Genomic DNA, 16,570 nt, shown 5'->3' on the forward strand with positions numbered 1-16,570 from the left:
TTCCGGTAAACTCCTTATTTGCTGCCAAAAATCTGCGTAGCGCCTTTATAGAAATCCTCCACTCCCTGTTTCACATCCTTCTGCTCGAAACCGATCTCCTGCACAGCAGTTTCAGCCAGCTTGGTGAATTCGGTGAAGCTTGGCGGATTGTAGCTGATGGCAAAAGGCTCTTTCTTCGTCGCCTCAGATACCCGGCTCGTGAAGTCGTATACGGTCTGCTCCAGCGGAGTGGCATCCTTCATCAGGAGGTCACGCATCTTGGAGGTAACAGGGACTCCGCGGTCACTGCCGAGAATCTGCGCGGCATCGGGGTCATTGATCCAGTAGTTCATCAATGTGGCCACTTCCTTCGGATGCTCTGTCTTCGCATACCCGGACAAGCCCTGGCTGGATTCGAATACGACACCTGTTCCCTTAGGACCCCGCGGGACCTGAACCATCGTCAGTGTATCCTGGATCAGATTCTGATGGGCGGCGAACTGGTTGGACGGAATCAGGCTCATCGCCACTTTACCGGTGACCACCAGTGATTTACTCGTATCTCCCGGAGGATTAGACACCTGGAGGGACGGTGTAACCATCCCGCCGTTTTTAGACATGTCGTTCCAGTAGTTGAACCAATCCTCGGCATCCTGCTGTTCGAAGCCAAGTGCGTCTTTCTCCATATCATAGACCTGCTTGCCGCGCTGCTTCATATAGATGTCCATGCCCTCAACAGTAAAGTTGTAGGTGCCGTAATAGCCCTTGCCCAGCTTCCCGGAGATCTCTTTGCTGATCCTGGCGTAATCTTCCCAGCTCCAGCCATCCGCAGGAATGTCCATTCCCGCTTTTTTGAACAGCTCGGTGTTGATGACCATCCCTCTGGCATTTGCTCCGGCAGAGATATGAACCAGCTTGCCTCCCAGCGTTCCGTATTCCACCATCGTCTGATCCATATCCGTCAGATCAAGCTCTTTGCCGACATAAGGCTGAAGATCCAGCAGTACCCCTTTATCCGCGTAATCCGTTACGTTGCCTCCAAGGAAAAATACATCCGGTGCTGTCCCCGAAGCCAACTGGGTGTTCAGCTTGTCAAAGTACCCGGAGTTTGGAGCGAACTCCCCGACCACTTTGATATTCGGATATTTCTCCTCGAATTTGCGCAGCGCCTCGTTCGTCTTGTCTGCCCGCTTCTGATCGCCCCACCACATAATCCGTAGCTCGACCTGATCCACAGACGGCTCTGCAGTGTCTGAACTGCCGGTTGCAGGTTTGCCGTTATTGCCGCCCGAACAGGCGGTCGTTGCGACCAGCAGCATTGCGGCCAGTGTAAGACCTAAGATTTTTCTCATCGAAATGCCCCCCCAAAAATAGTTGTAATCGCTTGCATTCCCATCCTAATCATTTCTTGACCGGAGTTGAATTTCATTTCTTCGGGTCTCCGCTAGTGGTTTTTTCGGGTCTGCATTTCAGTAGAGCCCTGTTATTTCAAACCGGTCGTAGCGATGCCCTCCAGGAAATGCTTTTGGAAGAGAAGGAAGATGGTCATGATCGGCACAAGCGAGAGCACTGACATCGCCAGGAGCGCGCCCCAGTCGGATGATCCGGAGGGATCATAGAGTGAGCGTATGCCCAGTTGAACGGTGAACAGATTGATGCGGCTCAAATAGATCATCTGGCTGAAGAAATCATCCCACGTCCAGATAAAAGTAAAGATTGCCGTTGTGATCAGCGCCGGAACCAGCAGCGGGATAATGATCCGGAAGTACAGCTGGCCTTGTCCGCAGCCGTCAATCGTTGCACTTTCATCCAGCTCCTTCGGAATGCCGCGGATAAACTGGATCATCAGCAGCACGAAGAACGAGTCATGCGCCAGCCATTTCGGTACGATCAGAGGTAAGTAGGTGTTCACCCAGTCCAGCTTGCTGAAAATAATATATTGCGGAATCAGCAGCACATGGTAAGGAAGCATAATCGTCACCAGCATGCAGGCAAACAGCACACTCTTGAGACGGAACTCCAGCCGGGCGAACGCGTATGCCGCCAAAGAGCAGGTGAGAATATTGCCGATCACCGACAGCACGGAGATGGTAGCAGAGTTGAGGAAAAAGCGGCTGAACGAGATACCCTGAAGCCCCTTCCAGCCATTCACATAGTTCTCCAGAGTAAACCTCGCCGGCCACAGACCGGGATCAGAGAAGATCAGCTCATTCGGTTTAAAGGAACTCGACAGCAGCCACAGCACCGGATAGAGCATCAGCAGCCCAAACAGAATGATGAGACCATGCTTGCCGAGCTTAAATATCGTCTTTTGATCATCCATGATTTATCGCCCGTCCTTTCCGTCGCCGTAGAACACCCAGAACCTGGAGGTCACGAACACAATCGAGGTAAACAGGCCGATGATGATCAGCATGATCCACGCCAGAGCGGCGGCATAGCCCATATCGAAGAATGAGAAGCCTTTTAGATACAGATAGAGCGTATAGAACAGCGTTGAATTTACCGGACCGCCGCGTCCGTCCCCAATGACATACCCCGGGGTAAACACCTGGAAGGAGTTGATAATCCCCATGACCAGGTTGAAAAAGATTACCGGTGACAGCATGGGCAGCGTTATTTTGCCGAACTGCCGCAGCTTACCAGCCCCGTCCACCTGTGCCGCTTCGTACAGGTCCGCAGGAATCTGCTTGATTCCGGCCAGGAATATGACCATCGCGGAACCAAATTGCCAGACGGACAAGGTAACGATGGTGGAGAGAATGTAGCTCGGATGGGCGATCCAGGCCGGACCTTCAATCCCGAACCAGCTTAAGAAGTGGTTGATCAGGCCTTCCCCGTCAAAAATCTGCCGCCATACGATGGCGATCGCCACACTTCCTCCCAGCAGGGAAGGAATGTAGTACACCGTTCTGTAGATGCCCAGCGCCCGGATGCCTTTGTTCAACACGATAGCGACCAGAAGGGCGAAGGCCATTTTGAGCGGAACCGAAAAAAGCACGTATTTGAAAGTCACCGTAAGAGATTTGTAGAAGTATTCGTCTGCCGTGAAGATGTGCCTGTAATTGTCAAAGCCCAGCCATACCGGGGCATTGAGCAGGTTGTACTTGGTCAGGGACAGATAAAAGGATCCCAGCATGGGGCCAAGTGTCAGTCCGAAAAAGCCGATCAGCCAGGGGAGCAGGAACAGGTAAGCGGTGCCGCTCCTTCTCCATAAAGCCGATTTGTATGCTGTCTTCATATGCGCCTTCTCCTTCTTAATGGATATAGGCTCATTATAGAAAGTAGCGCAGCCCGCTTGAATGCTATTTCTTCGGCTGCTCACTATTGAATTTTTCAGGTGGGTTCAGGCGGAAGTCCGATGGGGCAATCCCGTACATCTTCTTGAATTTGGAGCTGAAGTAGCTGGCATTCGAGAATCCGGTAAGCTCGGCAATGTCCCATAGACCAAGGGTTGTGCTCACCAGCAGATGGGTGGCCTGGGCCATCCGGATGTCGGTCAAATAGGCCATGAAGCTTCGGCCTACCTTGGCTTTGAACAGCTCCGAGAAATAGGACGAATTGTAATTGAACCGTTTGGCCAGCTGGGTCAAATTCAGATCATACATGTAATTGCTATCGATATACTGCGTCGCTGTGCGGATTACCGAATCATCGGGGTCACCTGCTTCCTGCAGTTGACGGTGTGCGCGTCCGGCCAGCTCCAGCAGGAAATGCTCCGCCTTGTCTACAGAGTCAAGCTTATGGACCATCTCCGGATGGAGCCACAGCTGCTGGGCATGACCGTTCCCATGTGCAGGCGCCCCATCCGCTCCGTCCACAAGCAGATAGAGCTGAAAGATCAGCTTCACGAAACGGGAACGTGACTGGGAGAAGGCCTGCTGAAGCTCCTGCCGGACCGTCTGGCCGAAGCAGCTCCACTCCCCCTGAATCAGCAGGCGGCGCAGAGTCCGTGTCAGCTCCTCAGTAAGCACTGCTCCGGGCTCGGACTTTCCTTCAGCCGGAGGATAAGCGGCATTCTCCGAGAGATTCCAGGCCAGAAGCGACTCCATATAACCTTCCTTCCACTGCCGGAATCCGTACTTGACGCCACCGTAGCCGATGACCGGAGCAAAGCCCAGATGTGCAGAGATACAAGCAGCCAAATCTGCACAGAACTGCGGTATATCCGTCAGACCCTCCCGCAGAATATAGTGAACCAGTCCGGGGTAGTTCGGATCGCGGAACACCAGGCAGCCGCTGCCGTACCTGCCCGCGAATTCCCTGCCCAGCAGTTCAAACGGCAGGCGCAGCATGCCGGGCGTACGCTCAGGCAGCTGCGGAGCCTCCCCCGTCCGTTCTCTGAGTCCGGCTGTCGCAACATGAATTCCCGTCAAATCCCATTCACCCAGCTCAAAGAGTGCGGCACGCTCTTTCAGCGCATCCACCTGCTCTACGTCCTCCTTGACAAGCTGAACAAGGAAATGCTCTTTCATCTCCATGTAATACTGGGATAGCCGCCACTGGATTACGGCCTGCTGATCACGGTCATTACGCTCCCGGTCAAGCTCTTCCTTCACCTTCTGCAATACGGCCATCAGCTCATCGGCAGCTACCGGCTTCAGCAGATAATCACGCGCCTGATTACGGACAGCCGCTCTGGCGTAATGAAAATCCTCATAGCCGGTAATTACGATCAGCTTCAGCTCCGGATAGAGCCTGCGGCAATCCTCAAGAAAAGACACGCCGTTCATCACAGGCATGTTCATATCTGTGATTACGATGTCAACCGCCTCACAAGCCAGCCGTTCCATTGCCTCCATGCCATTCCCTGCCTCACCGATCACTGACAGATTCAGGCCAGCCCAGTCCGCCTTCAGGCGTAAGCCCTGGCGGATTTCCGGTTCATCATCCACGATCAATACGCGATACATCTTCATTCCTCCTCTGAATGGGCAGACTCAGCTCGATGCTGGTGCCCTGCTGTTCGCTAGAATCTATCCTGAAGCTGAATAAATCGCCATAATACAGCCAGCATCTGGCCAGCACATTGCGCAGTCCAATCTGATGGGTCTTGCTCTGCAGCAGCTGCTCCAGCTGCTGGCGCATGGCCTGATCATTCAGCTCGCGGAGCAGCTCCGGAGCCATTCCGATGCCGTTATCGGCAACAGCAAGATACAGCCGCTCCTTATCTTGTCTTACCGTGATCCGTACCCTGGCATTCGCCTGGTGAATGAAGCTGTATTTCACCGCATTCTCGATCAGCGGCTGGAGCAGGAACTTGACGATTTCCAGATCGTCAAGCTCCCCCGCCTCTTCGATCCGCAGATCGAGACCCGGGCCGAAGCGGATGTCCAGAATGGACATATAATAGCGGACATACTTCAGCTCCTCGCGCAGCGGGATTAGATCCTCGCTAATGCGCAGCGAGAACCTGAGCATTTTTCCGAGTGACTCAATGACCGTAACCGTCTCCTTCGTCCGCTGCTGGATAGCCAGACTGCTCATCAGCTCCAGGGTATTGAACAGGAAGTGGGGATTGATCTGCATCAGCAGCGCTTTATATTCTGCCTGCTGGCGCAGCAGCTTCTGTTCAAACTCGGTTCGTATCAGATACCTCAGCTGCTTGACCATACTCCGGAAGGTGTCGGTAGCGTAGTCAACCTCGTTCCGTATCCTGCGTTCCGGCGGAGTGAGCCGCTCGGCCTGGGCGAAATCCCCTTTCTGGACATGCCGCATGGCTGACACCAGACGGGACAGGGGCTTGGTAATACCGTAAGAAATCCAGTACGCCAGTACAAAGGCGGCAATCAGCATCAGGGAAGCGAATACAATAATGCTGTTGCGGAGCTTGAACAGCTTGGCATACAGATCCTGTTCAGAGACAAAGCCGACCAGCAGCCAGTTGGTGATTGCCAGCTTTTTGTAGACCAGAATATGTGAGGCGCCCTTCTGATCCTTCAGGTAGACAACGCCTTGCGCGGCTTTGCCTGCACGGACCCGCCGGACCTCCGCCGCTGCTTCAGGATAAGTGCTGTACTCCTGCTGTGACAGAATCGGATTTCCCTGCTGGTTGAGCAAAAATATGGTACCGCTTTCACCAAGGTGTATACGATTCAGCGGCTCCAGCAGGAAGTCCGCCTTGATGTTGACTTTCATCACATTCTTGGCCAGCGACGGCTCAAAAATCCCGATCGGCAGCAGCAGGCTCACCACCTCATACGGCTTGGCTCCTTTAATCTCCACCTGATCCGTATGGGCCGGAACCCAGTGATTGCTGTGCTCAATGAAATTGCGGTACCACGTCTCCTGCTTGAACGAAGCATCCGTAACGACCTGGTTATCGGCACCGATCCGCATCCCTTCCTGACGGTAGATGGTCACTGAGGAGACAATCGAATAATTGTTGGTAGTCTGGGTCAGGAACTTGCTCATGGTGATATTGGAGAGCATCTTCTGCCCTTCGGTTGAAGCCGGATTGGACAGCTGGGCATCCCACCTCTGGGTGATATCGCTGTTGTAGACCAGAGAGGACAAGTCATAGCTCTGCTGCAGGGCCATGTTAATAAATGAGCCGTACTCGTCCATTTTCTCCAGTGCCGAGGATTCGATATAGGAGCGGATAATGGAGCGTGACTGGTTGAACAGCAGCAGCGACATCGTGCCGAAGGATAGTACCAGCAGCACAACGAAGAACGCGATCAGGCGGTTTTTTAACGAATAAAAGATGGCAATCCCTCCTTCTCCCTGCGTGTCTGCGAATCTATTTCCTGTATAATCATCTGTTTCGTCCTCTCCAGCATCTCTTTTTTCCTGATGCATTTATTTGTAACGCAGATCGGAGAATCCGGCAAGTGGAAACGGTTATTCCGTCCTCAAAGGGCGGGATTACTTTCAGCCAGCAATTGAAGGATAAAGTTTGGCGTATAACTAACCTTTCTTATATTTCAAGGCAAAATTATTTGGGCGGACGATTGATTTTCGCGCCGGTTTATTTTACAATGAGTTCATAAACGCGCGTTTACAATAGAGGGGGTACACCATGCGAAGCGAAGATATTGCCAAGCTAGCCGGGGTTTCGCGAAGCACAGTATCCCGTGTGATCAACAACTATTCCAATGTCCCTGAGGAGACCCGGGCCAAGGTGCTGAAGATCATTGAACAGCATCAGTACGAGCCTAACAGCTTCGCCCGGGCTCTGGCCGGCAAGAAGACCGATACGATCGGGCTTTTTGCCATCAGCATGAACGAGAAAGAGAACGCGACACGGATCTATCAGAATAACTACTTCGCACCGTTCGTTGATGCCGTTGTCGACACAGCGAATGCCCGCGGCTGTTATGTTCTGATTCATACCGTATATTCTCCCGACGACTTCCTGAAGGTGAAGCAGGCTTTCCTGCAGAAACGGATTGACGGCGGCATTATAGTCGGCACCCAGAAGGATATCGAGATTGTCCGGGAAATGGTCGGTCTCGACTCACCGCTTGTGCTGATTGATTATGACATTTCGGAGATTATGTCGGAGCATCTGGACCGCAATCATCTGGCTATAGTGAATTCCAAGGACTATGAGGGTACGGTTGAGGCCATCGAGTACCTGATCGGTCTCGGCCATGAAGAAATTGGCATGATCTGCGGACGGATGAACACGTACTCCGGACGGGAACGCTATATGGCATACGAGGATACGCTGAAGCGTCATGGGCTTGCGCTGAATGAGAATTTCATCCTACAGGGTGATTTCCTCAAGGAAACCGCCTATGAAGAGGTGAAGAAGCTGCTGAATTCCCGCGGCCCGCTGCCGACTGCATTCTTCTCTTCCAATGATGATATGGCTATTTCGGCCATGGAAGCGTTCTCTGAGCATGGCATTTCCGTGCCGGAGGATATGTCAATCGCGGGGTTTGATGATGTGCAGCTCGCTTCCCGGATTCATCCCAAGCTGACCTCCGTCCGTCTGCCGATTTACGAAATGTCCAAGGCTGCTGTCGAGAAGGTCATCGAGCTGTGCGATTCACAGCAGCCGACCTTCAGCACGATCAGTTTCCCGGCACGTCTGGTGGCAAGAGATTCCTGCCAGCCGCCGAAGCAGTAATGTTCTAGTACAGAAAAATCCCTTACCCCGAGGGAATTTTTTCTCAGCTTTGTAAACGCGCGTTCACAATTGAAAGGAGACTTGTCTCTAATGAAATTCGGAACTTTTGACGACACCCGCAAAGAGTATGTAATCAACACCCCAAAAACACCTTATCCATGGATCAACTACCTCGGCAACGAGCAATTTTTCGGCCTCATCTCTAATACTGCCGGTGGTTACACCTTCTACCGCGATGCGCGCATGAGAAGACTTACCCGTTACCGGTATAACAATATTCCGCTGGATACAGGCGGCCGCTACTACTATCTGTATGATGACGGTGATTTCTGGACTCCGGGCTGGATGCCGGTAAAACGCGATCTGGACTTCTACGAATGCCGCCATGGTCTTGGCTACACTTCCATCACCGGTGAACGTAACGGTATTTCCGTTAATCAGCTTGCTTTTGTACCGATGGGCCACAATGCTGAAGTACACCGCCTTGTCGTTAAGAACACAGGCGACGCGAAGAAAACTGTTAAGCTGTTCTCTTTTGCCGAATTCTGTCTGTGGAATGCCAACGATGATATGACAAACTTCCAGCGTAACCTCAGCACCGGTGAAGTTGAAGTGAAGGATTCCGTCATCTATCACAAAACCGAATACCGTGAGCGCAGAAACCACTACGCTTTCTATTCAGTAAACAAGGAAATCGCCGGCTTCGATACTGACCGCGAATCCTTCGTGGGTATGTACAATGGTCTGGACGCTCCGCAGGCAGTTGCTGCCGGTGAAGCTACCAACTCGGTGGCCAGCGGCTGGTCGCCAATCGGCTCCCACGCACTGGAAATCACACTGGAACCAGGTGAAGAGCAAAGCTTCATCTTCGTACTCGGCTATATCGAGAACCCTGAAGATGAGAAATGGGAATCCCTGAACGTTATCAACAAAAAACCTGCACAGGCTGTAATCGATCAGTTCGCTACAGATGCCCAGGTAGATGCTGCATTGGCTACCCTGGCTGCACACTGGGATAACCTGCTGTCCAAATATCAGATCCAGAGCGGTGACGACAAGCTGAACCGGATGGTTAACATCTGGAATCCGTACCAGTGTATGGTTACCTTCAACATGTCCCGTTCCGCTTCGTACTTCGAATCCGGCATCGGCCGCGGTATGGGCTTCCGCGACTCCAACCAGGACTTGCTCGGCTTCGTCCACCAGATTCCGGAGCGTGCCAGAGAACGTATTCTTGATATCGCCGCTACCCAGTTCCCTGACGGCAGCGCGTATCACCAGTACCAGCCGCTCACCAAGAAGGGCAACAACGAAGTCGGCTCCGGCTTCAATGATGATCCGCTTTGGCTGATTTCGGGTACAGCTGCCTATATCAAGGAAACCGGCGACTACTCGATCCTTGATGAGCAGGTTCCTTTTGACAGCAATCCGGATCATACCGCTACCCTGTTCGAGCACTTGAAGCTGAGCTTCGAGCATGTAACGAATAACCTCGGACCTCACGGCCTGCCGCTGATCGGACGCGCGGACTGGAATGACTGTCTGAACCTGAACTGCTTCTCCACAGAGCCGGGCGAATCATTCCAGACTACTGAGAATATCGCAGGCGGCGTTGCGGAATCCGTGTTCATTGCAGGTCTGTTCGTCTTCGTTGGACCGGACTATGCTGAAATCTGCCGCATGCGCGGACTGGATGATGTAGCTGCTGATGCGGTTGCGAAGATCGAGAACATGAGTGCCATTACCCTGTCCCACGGCTTCGACGGCGACTGGTTCCTGCGCGCTTATGACCACTACGGCGACAAGATCGGCAGCAAGGAGAACGAAGAAGGCCAGATCTTCATCGAGCCGCAGGGGATGTGTGTAATGGCGGGTATCGGTGTGGAGAACGGCGAAGCAGCCCGTGCGCTGACTTCCGTTCAGGAACGTCTGGATACGGACTATGGTATCGTATTGCAGCAGCCTCCTTACTCCAAGTACTACGTGAACCTGGGTGAAATTTCTACGTACCCTCCGGGCTACAAAGAAAATGCCGGTATTTTCTGCCACAATAACCCATGGATCATGATCGCTGAAACGGTTCTTGGACACGGCGACAGAGCTTTTGATATTTACAAAAAAATCGCTCCGGCTTACCTGGAAGACATCAGCGAAGTTCACCGTATGGAACCTTACGTGTACTCGCAGATGATTGCCGGTAAAGATGCTGTACGTCACGGCGAAGCGAAAAACTCCTGGCTGACAGGTACAGCGGCATGGAACTATGTAGCGATTACACAGTCCATCCTCGGTATCCAGGCTGACTTTGCCGGTCTGAAGGTTGATCCTTGTATCCCTACGGAGTGGGACAGCTTCGAGATTACCCGCGTCTTCCGCGGCGACACTTATGTCATCTCGATCCAGAACCCGAACCATGTCTCCAAAGGCGTGGCCAGCCTGACTCTCGACGGCGCTGCTGTTGAAGGCAACATCATCGCTCCTGTGGGCGACGGTGCGGTTCACCAGGTTGTAGTTGTATTGGGTTAGTTAGCATTATTGAAAATAGCCCCCGGTTGTTCCGCCTAAGCGGTGCAGCCGGGGGCTTTCTTGTTGTTTAGGAAATTATAAACCGGGAAAGAGTCGATAACGGTGAAGAAGCGGTAAAGCGATGGCTAAAGCGGCTTGATGTAATACTCGCGAAAGCCGGGCTGCCGCGGCAGCCGTAAATAGATGGATTTTCTCCACTTGCTAAAGAACGAAAGAGGGCGTGTCAAACAGCAATTGGAAAAAGAGCACTTAATATCAGGAACACAGCTCTAAATGCGGAAAATGCCTGGAATTAAATGACGTTTATCCAACTAAATGCCGCAGAGAAATTAAAATAGCGAAATTAAGATACATTTGTCCACTTACTGCCTCAGAGAGGGGGTTGGCTTCAGCATTATATACGGTAGCCATCGATCCTAAAGAGTTAACTACGGAATCCACACCTTCATCTCGCCGCTACCGCGGTTGCCCCACAGATAGTAAGGGACTGCAGTTACCTTCACCGCTTCCAGCGGTGCCTTCTCTCTGCTGTACAGCCCTCCGGTCCAGGCCGCCTGTGCTACGCGGAAGCCGTCGCTTTCTACCACTACAGCACCGCCAAGCAGCAATTCATCATACGTCTCGGTGAATGCCGCTGCTTCACTCAAGGAAATCGAGCTTAGCGGTTCACTGTTATCGGCCGCTTCCAGGCAATAGACCAGCGGTCCGCGCTGAATGGCAGTCTTCCCGGCATCGGCACGCAGATTCGGGTGGGCGTATACGCGGTGCGCTTCCATTGGAAGCTTCAGCTCAATCACGTCGCCAGCCTTCCATTCCCTGCGGATCACCGCATAACCCTGCTGCAGGCTTGCAGCACCTTCGGCTATTGCCACTCCATTCACTCTGATCTCCACTTTTCCGCTCCAGGAAGGAATACGTAAGGCAATACCGAACTTCCCTGCCTGGGCAGGATCAACCTTCAGGGTCACGGTTCCATCCCACGGGAAACGGCTCTGCTGGCTGATTGCTACCTCTGTGCCGCCCAGTGTGGTCTTCAGCTCACTGCCGATATACAGGTTAGTATAAAGCGTGTCGCCATGCTCAGTGTAAATATACTGATTCAGCGAGGTCAGCAGGCGCGCCACGTTCGGTGGACAGCAGGCACAGCCGAACCAGCCCTGGCGCTCCGCTTTGACATGATGTTTGCCGGGATTACAGCTGCAGGCCTGCGGCCATACTTCAAGCGGATTCACGTAGAAATAGTGTTTGCCGTCCTGTGCCATGGAGCCGAGCACATTATTATAGAGCGCCCGCTCCATCACGTCGGCATACCGGGCGTCCGGGGTCAATTCCAGCATCCGCTTGGCAAAAAAGATCAGCCCGATCGAAGCGCAGGTCTCCGCATAGACCGTATCATTCGGCAGATCATAATCAAAGGTGAACGCTTCACCATGATGTGTTGACCCGATTCCGCCAGTGATATACATCTGTTTCTCCGTCATATTGTTCCACAGGCGCACGCAGGCTTCGCGCAGCGCTTCATCTCCGGTAAGCCGGGCCAGATCGGCCATGGCTGTATACATATAGACTGCACGGACGGAATGTCCCAGGGCCACGCTCTGCTCACGGACCGGGATATGGGCCTGATTATAACTGACATCCACACTGCTTGTAGCCGTACCTGTCCAGTGCGTAACCCGTCCTCTTTGTTCCCACTCCTGATGCAGGAAGTTCGGTTCCTGTCCACGCTGATCGATGAAAAAGCTGCTGAGCTTCAGATATTTCTCTTCACCGGTCAGCCGGTACAGCTTCACAAGGGCCAGCTCAATTTCCTGGTGACCGTCGTAGCCCTTCAGCTTCCCCTCTTCCGGTCCGAAGACGGTTTCAATATGGTCAACGAACCGCCGCACAATGCCCAGCAGCTGGTCTTTGCCGGTCGCTTCATAATAGGCCACTGCCGCTTCAATGAAATGTCCCGCACAATACAGCTCATGGCAGTCCAGCAGGTTCGTCCACCGTTTGCCCGGCTCTTTGAGTGTAAAATAGGTATTCAGGTATCCGTCTTCATGCTGTGCTTCGCCGACCAGCTCTATCATCTCATCCGCCTGACGCTCCAGCTCAGGATCACGCTTGATGCTAAGCGAATACCCTACTGCCTCCAGCCATTTAGCTACATCACTGTCCTGAAAGACCCAGCCATTGAACTCGCCTTCCCTCCTGCCGGCAGCAATTTCAAAATTGGCAATGGCATGGCTGGGTTCTGCTCCGGCCACCCGGTCATGCAGCGCCTCATACTGGTACGGAATAACGGTATCCTGAACCAGCCGGATATAACGCCCCCAGAATTCATCCTGAATAGCTACCTGCCGGCTTGTCTCAGCGGCTTGCTGAATATCTGCAAATTTACTCAATGTGTTTTCTCCCCTTTTCATTTCATCCTCGCTATTTGCAATTATAGACGGTAAAATGAATAAAAAACAGAATCATAAGCAACCCTGTTTTTGTACTATTTCACACTTGGATTATGAACCTTCCACGGAGGTCCAGCTAATAGAAAAGAGCTTGCGAAAGGAGCAGATATGCCACCCAGTCCTGCCTATATTCATCTGTCAGCGCCGCCGTTCCCCTATTTCCTCGAATGCGGCCATACTGTATATTTGCCCGGCGAGCAGCATCCAAACCGCAGCCGTATGGGGAAATTCGATCTTATTATTGTAGAACAAGGCTGCCTGTTCATCGGTGAGGATGATAAGGAGTGGGCGGTAACCTCCGGGCACACCCTCCTTCTGCTGCCGGACCGTTATCATTATTCAGTTAAACCCTGCGAGGAGATCACCTCCTTCACGTGGGTTCATTTTCACACGGTCGGTGAGTGGATCGAAGCGGAAGGTGATCCTGTATATGCAGAGCGGGAGAAGCATTTCCGGCAATTCCTGATTCATCCTTATACGATCCGCATACCCCAGTTCGGACCTCTCCCGGACCCCTTCGCACGGAGCGGGCAGGCAGAGCAATTGCTGCAGCTTAGTCAGGGACGGCGCTCCAGCTCCGTATGGCAGCAGCAGCGCATCTTTGAGGAGATGCTGCGGATGATGGATCTGGCCCAGCAGGATACTGCCGGCAGCCAGGCGGCAGAGATCGCTGAGCAGACGGAAGCCTACCTGCGCAATCATTTTACGGAGGATCTCACGAATGCATCCCTGGCGGATGCGCTGCATTTTCACTACAATTATCTGGCCCGCTGCATGAAACGTGTCTATGGGCTAACCCCCATGGAGTATCTGACGGATTACCGCCTGGAGCAGGCCAAGCTGCTGCTGCTTAAGACAGAAATCCCTATTTCCGGGATTGCAGAACGCACTGGCTTCGAGAGCACCGCCTACTTCTCCCGGCGCTTCAGCCGGAAGGTTGGCATCTCTCCGCTGCGCTTCCGCAAACGGTACTCCCGCTGAATCTGCAGCAGAAGCGCTTCAGTCGCAGGAATCAGGGAGTTTAGATAGGCTCTGACGTATGAATCCGGAATTCATGTAGATCCCGGCAATAGGACAATCCCCGGATCCGGACAGATTTTGCTGTGTAAGCTCTGATCTGTCCTCCCGGTTCCAGCAGTTCCTCTGTACCATCCTTCAGCACCACCGACACCTGAACCTCCGATAGTGCCGCAGCCAGCAGCTCCATGTCACTTTCCAGCACCTTATAGATATATTCCACCGTACTACACCTGCTTTACTGTAACTTTAATTAGTACACTTGAATCTTGAATAACACCGATTGCACTGGACAACCTAAATTACGTTCATAACCTATTTGTAGAGGAGTTCTGTAAAATATGGGAGTTCTAAACGGCAACCCTAAAGATGAACCGCTTCACTATGGTGAGATCTTCAACCTGTGGCAGGTCTCGGCAACAGCCAAATTGTCCTTGTCTACCTATCAGGCGTTTCACTTTCATGCCGGGGACCAGGATCTGAAGAAGATTATCGATGATCTTATGGATCAGGCACAGCAGGAAATTAAGGACTGTGACAAAATCCTTAAAGTGAACGGCTTCGTGCCTCCGCCTGCACTGCCTGACCGTCCCTCCGTCAAGCTCGAGGATATCCCGGCAGGCGCAAGGTTCTCCGACCAGGAGATTGCTGCGGCCCTCTCCGGGGCAGTATCGCTAAGTCTAGTGGTCTGCAGCCAGGTCATGGGCATGTCGATCCGCGAGGATATCGGCGCAATGTTCATGAAGATTCACGCGCAAATGGCCGTCTTCGGCATGGCACTGCTCAAAATGAACAAGCAGAAAGGCTGGCTGATCCCGCCACCGCTGCAGCTAAAGAAACCAGAGCCGGTTCATGCCTGAGCAATTCACGTCAAATCCTGCGCAAGCAGGATTTTTTGCTTTATAGCTATTTTTTTCCAGACCGGTGCATATTTATTAAGACATGCCTTAAGTCTGGAGATGCTGAAGATGCGTTCATATCCCAAGTATGTCATTATTCTGCTGGCCAGTCTGCTGATTGCAGCGGGAACCAACTTTTTTCTGGTGCCCTATAAAATACTCGATGGGGGAATTATCGGCATTGCCCTCATCATTAATTACATCTCCGGCATCAAAATCGGACTGGCCATCATTGTCTGCAGTCTTCCGATCTTCCTGCTGGCCTGGTTCCGGGAGCGGGATATCTTCTATAACAGCATTCTGGGGCTGCTGACCTCATCCTTCCTGATCGAACTGCTCGGGCCGCTGCAATATTACTTTCTGTATTATATCGAACTCGGTTCCATCTCCAGCGCTATTATCGGCGGCTTCCTGATGGGCAGCGGGCTCGGCCTGATGCTGCGGTTCAAAGCCAGTACGGGCGGAACAGATCTGCTGGCCAAGTTCATGAAACGTTACATTCCGCTCAATGTCGGAGTGATTATTTTCCTGACGGATTTCGTAATTATTGGCGCCGGCGGTGTACTGATCTCCAAAGAGACTTTTTTTCATTCCATACTGACTATTGTCTCCGGCGGTGTTGCCACCGGTCTATGTACGCTGGAAGACTAGACTGGACTGCAAAGAACGCGTCCTTAGGCTGTCCGGTTGCCAGAGCTTCTATGCTTCTGTGTTAAAAAATGTATATTCCTTTTATCTTCTTGATAAAATTTTATTATTCGTCAGAATATATGGAATAAAGGTTGAAATTTTCACACATTGCGGCGACAATCGAATAGATAACATTCCCGGGGAGGATCGACGAAGTTGGATAGCACAAGCAACAATAGCAATACTACCGCGCATGATATTATAGACCTGTGCCTGCTGGCCGGCAAAATCATGCTGCAAAGCGGCGCCGAAACCTACCGCGTGGAGGATACCATGAGCCGCATGGCCGCATCGCTCGGCTTCCCTGGAGCGCATAGCTACGTTACGCCGACAGTCATTATGTTCACCACCAGCCGAACCGAACCGGTGAAGCTGTTCCGGATAGCTGAACGGACGACCGATCTGCAAAAAGTGTCCGAGGTCAATGACATCTCGCGGCGGCTGAGCGAACGCCAGCTTACCGCCGCCGAAGCCCGTGAGCGCCTGGGTATTGTCGACGACGCGGCGCATGCTTATCCGGTCTGGCTGCAGACTGTAGCTGCCGCCCTGACCGGCGCATGCTTCACCGTAATGTTCAAGGGCAGCCTGTGGGATGCCTTGCCGTCGCTGCTGATCTCCGGGGTCGGCTTCGCCGCCGTCACCTATCTGCACCGCCTGGTCCAGATCCGTTTCTTCGCGGAGTTCATCGCCTCCTTTATCATCGGCCTGCTGGCTTTCTTCTCCGTCAGGCTTGGCATCGGACAAGAGATGGACAAGATCATCATCGGCTGCGTAATGCCGCTTGTACCGGGGCTGCTCATCACGAATGCCGTCCGTGACCTTATGGCCGGCCATCTGGTCTCCGGCCTGTCTAAGGGAGCCGACGCCTTCCTGACCGCCTTTGCCATTGGAACCGGCATCGGACTCGTGTTGTCCCTTTTCTAATTACCACT

At 52.7% G+C, this 16,570-nt stretch carries 13 protein-coding genes; 6 read left to right on the forward strand and 7 right to left on the reverse strand.

The annotated features are described in order from the left end of the window. Nucleotides 1–14 precede the first annotated feature (14 nt). From MHI42_RS06495 to MHI42_RS06515, 5 genes are all read right to left on the reverse strand, one after another. Nucleotides 15–1,331 carry an extracellular solute-binding protein gene (locus MHI42_RS06495; RefSeq protein ID WP_342423214.1) on the reverse strand — a complete coding sequence of 439 codons (1,317 nt, stop codon included), beginning with the start codon at nucleotides 1,329–1,331 and terminating at the stop codon, nucleotides 15–17. Between the two features lie 131 nt (nucleotides 1,332–1,462). Next, entirely contained in the window at nucleotides 1,463–2,302 is an 840-nt protein-coding gene (locus MHI42_RS06500) for a carbohydrate ABC transporter permease (RefSeq protein ID WP_342423215.1), read from the reverse strand. A 3-nt stretch (nucleotides 2,303–2,305) separates the two neighbouring features. Further along, complete coding sequence (locus MHI42_RS06505; RefSeq protein ID WP_342423216.1) at nucleotides 2,306–3,220, reverse strand: sugar ABC transporter permease; 915 nt, start codon at nucleotides 3,218–3,220, stop codon at nucleotides 2,306–2,308. A 64-nt stretch (nucleotides 3,221–3,284) separates the two neighbouring features. Further along, nucleotides 3,285–4,892, reverse strand: a complete 1,608-nt coding sequence (locus tag MHI42_RS06510) for a response regulator (RefSeq protein ID WP_342423217.1) — start codon at nucleotides 4,890–4,892, stop codon at nucleotides 3,285–3,287. Next, entirely contained in the window at nucleotides 4,867–6,780 is a 1,914-nt protein-coding gene (locus tag MHI42_RS06515; protein ID WP_342423218.1) for a sensor histidine kinase, read from the reverse strand. Before MHI42_RS06515 ends, MHI42_RS06510 begins: the two co-directional genes overlap by 26 nt. A 220-nt stretch (nucleotides 6,781–7,000) precedes the next feature. On the opposite strand from MHI42_RS06515, the gene MHI42_RS06520 reads away from it, so the two are divergent. Together MHI42_RS06520 and MHI42_RS06525 are read left to right on the forward strand one after the other, a co-directional pair. Continuing rightward, nucleotides 7,001–8,056: a LacI family DNA-binding transcriptional regulator gene (locus MHI42_RS06520; RefSeq protein ID WP_342423219.1), complete on the forward strand. Its 1,056-nt coding sequence runs from the start codon at nucleotides 7,001–7,003 to the stop codon at nucleotides 8,054–8,056. A 90-nt stretch (nucleotides 8,057–8,146) separates the two neighbouring features. Beyond that, nucleotides 8,147–10,582, forward strand: coding sequence for a glycosyl transferase (locus MHI42_RS06525; RefSeq protein WP_171716501.1), 2,436 nt, complete (start codon nucleotides 8,147–8,149; stop codon nucleotides 10,580–10,582). A gap of 428 nt (nucleotides 10,583–11,010) precedes the next feature. Here the strand turns inward: MHI42_RS06525 and MHI42_RS06530 are convergent, their stop codons facing one another. Further along, nucleotides 11,011–12,993 (reverse strand): beta-L-arabinofuranosidase domain-containing protein, encoded by a 1,983-nt coding sequence (locus MHI42_RS06530; protein WP_342423220.1) that lies wholly within the window; start codon nucleotides 12,991–12,993, stop codon nucleotides 11,011–11,013. A 147-nt stretch (nucleotides 12,994–13,140) separates the two neighbouring features. Here MHI42_RS06530 and MHI42_RS06535 point away from each other — a divergent pair, with 147 nt between their 5' ends. Continuing rightward, nucleotides 13,141–14,013 carry an AraC family transcriptional regulator gene (locus tag MHI42_RS06535; protein ID WP_171716503.1) on the forward strand — a complete coding sequence of 291 codons (873 nt, stop codon included), beginning with the start codon at nucleotides 13,141–13,143 and terminating at the stop codon, nucleotides 14,011–14,013. Nucleotides 14,014–14,053: 40 nt separating this feature from the next. Here MHI42_RS06535 and MHI42_RS06540 read toward each other — a convergent pair whose 3' ends face one another. Next, nucleotides 14,054–14,272, reverse strand: a complete 219-nt coding sequence (locus MHI42_RS06540; RefSeq protein WP_342423221.1) for a hypothetical protein — start codon at nucleotides 14,270–14,272, stop codon at nucleotides 14,054–14,056. A 118-nt stretch (nucleotides 14,273–14,390) separates the two neighbouring features. Between MHI42_RS06540 and MHI42_RS06545 the strand changes: the two genes are divergently transcribed. The 3 genes from MHI42_RS06545 to MHI42_RS06555 all read left to right on the forward strand — a co-directional run bounded on the left by MHI42_RS06545 (nucleotide 14,391) and on the right by MHI42_RS06555 (nucleotide 16,562). Beyond that, nucleotides 14,391–14,909, forward strand: coding sequence for a DUF3231 family protein (locus MHI42_RS06545; RefSeq protein ID WP_171716505.1), 519 nt, complete (start codon nucleotides 14,391–14,393; stop codon nucleotides 14,907–14,909). A gap of 108 nt (nucleotides 14,910–15,017) precedes the next feature. Beyond that, nucleotides 15,018–15,599, forward strand: a complete 582-nt coding sequence (locus MHI42_RS06550; RefSeq protein WP_171716506.1) for a YitT family protein — start codon at nucleotides 15,018–15,020, stop codon at nucleotides 15,597–15,599. Nucleotides 15,600–15,794: 195 nt separating this feature from the next. Beyond that, complete coding sequence (locus MHI42_RS06555) at nucleotides 15,795–16,562, forward strand: threonine/serine exporter family protein (RefSeq protein ID WP_042235553.1); 768 nt, start codon at nucleotides 15,795–15,797, stop codon at nucleotides 16,560–16,562. Nucleotides 16,563–16,570 lie beyond the last annotated feature (8 nt).

The sequence above is a fragment of the Paenibacillus sp. FSL E2-0178 genome, assembly GCF_038593005.1.
GTDB classification, from domain to species: domain Bacteria; phylum Bacillota; class Bacilli; order Paenibacillales; family Paenibacillaceae; genus Paenibacillus_AQ; species Paenibacillus_AQ phytohabitans.

Bases quoted from the DNA above. Each gene is read 5' to 3' on its own strand.
- MHI42_RS06495 (WP_342423214.1), bottom strand. From the start codon at position 1,331: ATGAGAAAAATCTTAGGTCTTACACTGGCCGCAATGCTGCTGGTCGCA.
- MHI42_RS06500 (WP_342423215.1), bottom strand. From the start codon at position 2,302: ATGGATGATCAAAAGACGATATTTAAGCTCGGCAAGCATGGTCTCATC.
- MHI42_RS06505 (WP_342423216.1), bottom strand. From the start codon at position 3,220: ATGAAGACAGCATACAAATCGGCTTTATGGAGAAGGAGCGGCACCGCT.
- MHI42_RS06510 (WP_342423217.1), bottom strand. From the start codon at position 4,892: ATGTATCGCGTATTGATCGTGGATGATGAACCGGAAATCCGCCAGGGC.
- MHI42_RS06515 (WP_342423218.1), bottom strand. From the start codon at position 6,780: ATGCATCAGGAAAAAAGAGATGCTGGAGAGGACGAAACAGATGATTAT.
- MHI42_RS06520 (WP_342423219.1), top strand. From the start codon at position 7,001: ATGCGAAGCGAAGATATTGCCAAGCTAGCCGGGGTTTCGCGAAGCACA.
- MHI42_RS06525 (WP_171716501.1), top strand. From the start codon at position 8,147: ATGAAATTCGGAACTTTTGACGACACCCGCAAAGAGTATGTAATCAAC.
- MHI42_RS06530 (WP_342423220.1), bottom strand. From the start codon at position 12,993: ATGAAAAGGGGAGAAAACACATTGAGTAAATTTGCAGATATTCAGCAA.
- MHI42_RS06535 (WP_171716503.1), top strand. From the start codon at position 13,141: ATGCCACCCAGTCCTGCCTATATTCATCTGTCAGCGCCGCCGTTCCCC.
- MHI42_RS06545 (WP_171716505.1), top strand. From the start codon at position 14,391: ATGGGAGTTCTAAACGGCAACCCTAAAGATGAACCGCTTCACTATGGT.
- MHI42_RS06550 (WP_171716506.1), top strand. From the start codon at position 15,018: ATGCGTTCATATCCCAAGTATGTCATTATTCTGCTGGCCAGTCTGCTG.